Here is a 2652-nt window from a genome sequence, read left to right as displayed (position 1 = left end):
AACCAACCAGTCGGTGTACACCCTTTGCGATACCACTGCGCCAATGGACAAAGAAGTCTTTGACCTTACGACAAAGATCCCTGATTTTGTAGCTGATGCCAGCGGAATGGACATCACCTTCCACAGGACCTTTGCCGAGGCACAGAGCAAGACCAATGCGATCACTACGCCAATGGCCTATGAGAACGAAGAGCCACAGGTACAGACCCTGTTTGTAAATATCGCCTATGCAGCCACAGGCTGTTTCCGAATAGCTTTCCTTGATATCAGGGTAGAGCACCAGCCGATCATCTTACCGCCGAGCCAGGATGAACTTACGGTATGTGATACCAACGGGCAGGGTATCGGAGAGTTTAACCTTGCAGCCCTGATCCCGGGTATGGTCAATGGCGACCCGGATGTACAGGTAGCATTCTACCTTACCTCAGAAGATGCGGTAAACGGCATCAATGCGATCCCTAACCCGCAGGCGTATATCAATGCTATACCATACATCCAGTTTATCTATGCCGGTGTAACGGATTCAAGGAGCGGATGTACCAACATCACCCCATACGAGCTTAAGCTGATCGTAGAGCCTGCGCCACAGTCGCCGGCCCTTGATGACCTTACCTTCTGTGATGATGCCGATAACAATATCAATGGTACAAAGGTGGTAGACCTAACGGTACAGACGGTAGTTATCGCCGATGCCTTAGGCATTGACCTTAGCGATATCCCTGCACTGTTAAAAGTAGAGTACTACACCACAGAGGCAGGGGCAAGGAGCGGGCTGGCTAACAGGATCACCAATCCAACGACCTATACAGGAACCAACGGTGCCCAGATCTGGGTAAGGGTTGAAGACCCTGATACGCACTGCTTCAGTGTGGAGAGCTTTACCCTTATTATCAACACCCCGCTGGTGCTAACCACACCAACACCATTTGTTAAGTGTAACGAAGCCCTTCCAAACGATGGCCAGACTGAGTTTGACTTAACCCAGAAAGATGATGAGATACTGGGGGCAGCAGGCCAGGGCCAGGGGTATACCGTGCAGTACTATGAGAGTGACCCTAAGACAGGTGCAGCCCCTATAGCTAACCCGACAAATTATACCAACCCGGCGGTGCCTAACCCAAAAACACTGTATGTGAAGGTAACCAACGACCTTGGCTGTGTAAGCTACACGACCCTAACGATCAAGGTGCTTGCCCTTCCTGTACCGGATACCACACCAGACCCACTGGTTATGTGTGATGACAATGCCCCTGATGGAACAGAGGTCTTTGACCTTACCCAGGCAGAGGCAGACATAAAAGACAACGGCAGCAACTATGAGCTAAGCTACTTTACCACAGAAGCAGATGCCAACAATAATGAAAACCCGATAGCTACCCCAACAGCCTATACCAGTGCAAGCGGTACAATCTATGTAAGGGTAGCCCTTAACAACGGCAACCCTGCAGAGCCAAAATGTGCACAGGTGGTAGCCCTGGAGCTAATCGTAAACCCACTGCCACCGATAGCTGACCTTGAACCGTATGCGATCTGTGAGCAGAACACTGATGGGGCGGCCCTATTCGATATCCAGGGGTATGTGAACACAGCCCTTGGGGGCAACACCAGTGGTGAGTACGATGTTGATATCTTTACCGATGCAGCCTTAACCACCCCGGCCGTGCCTGTAAATGCCTACCCTGTAACAGGAGGCAGTGCTACAGTATATGTAAGGGTAGTAAACCTTACTACCAAATGCCAGATCGTAAAAGAGCTTGCCCTTCTTGTAGAGGAATCAGCTATTGCCAATGCAGTTACTACTGAGTTTGATGAATGTGACTATGAAGGTGCTAATGATGGTATCATTACCTGGAACCTTACCCCTGCGGGAACCGATGCCCTTGGCACACAATCCCCTGCAGACTACCAGGTAACGTATTATGAAACGCAGCAGGATGCAGAGAACGCAGAGAATGCGATAGCCAACCCGGCAGCCTATGCCAATACCACGGCTGATGATATGACTATCTGGATCAGGGTAACCAATACAGCTACAGTGAGCAAATGCCACGACATCACCTCATTCACCCTTCATGTGGAAAGGCTTGCAGAGCCTGAGATCACAGGTCCTGATGGAAGCAATACAATATGTGTGGATGCTGATGGCACAACAGACGGCTTACTGCTAAGCAGTGGCATCACACCAAACGGCCATACCTACACCTGGTACAAAAACGGAGTTGAGATCACCGGTGCTGACCCAGCTTCAGGTACCTACCTTGCTATGGAAGAAGGCAACTATGAAGTAGTGGTAACCGGCCCTGCGCCAAATGAGTGTGTATCGGAGCCATCCCCTGTGTTCAGTGTGATCAAATCAGGTATAGCAAGCCCAATCGGCAAAGGTTACTATGTAACGAACTACTTTAGCGATAACCAGGTAATCACAGTAGTGGTTGAAGGTAACGGTCAGTACCAGTACCAGCTTGACAATGGCCCAAGGCAGGATAGCCCTGTCTTTACCAATGTGCCTGCAGGCCCTCACAAGGTAACGGTATATGATGTTAAGACCCAGTTCAGCTGTGGGGAGTTAGTACTTGATGGTGTAAGCATTGTGGACTACCCTAACTTCTTTACACCAAACGGTGACGGCTTCCATGATACCTGGAACATCAT

The 2652-nt window shown here is 50.0% G+C and carries 1 protein-coding gene; it reads left to right on the top strand.

All coding sequences use genetic code 11. The features are described from left to right. Positions 1 to 43: 43 nt before the first annotated feature. Positions 44 to 2652 (top strand): hypothetical protein (locus tag AAGC65_RS25845; protein WP_343115337.1); only part of this gene is annotated, 2609 nt, incomplete at its 3' end.

Origin of the sequence: Mucilaginibacter sp. (assembly GCF_039207105.1) — a bacterium.
Classification (GTDB): Bacteria; Bacteroidota; Bacteroidia; order Sphingobacteriales; family Sphingobacteriaceae; genus Mucilaginibacter.
This window is presented reverse-complemented; position numbering and strand designations above follow the sequence as displayed.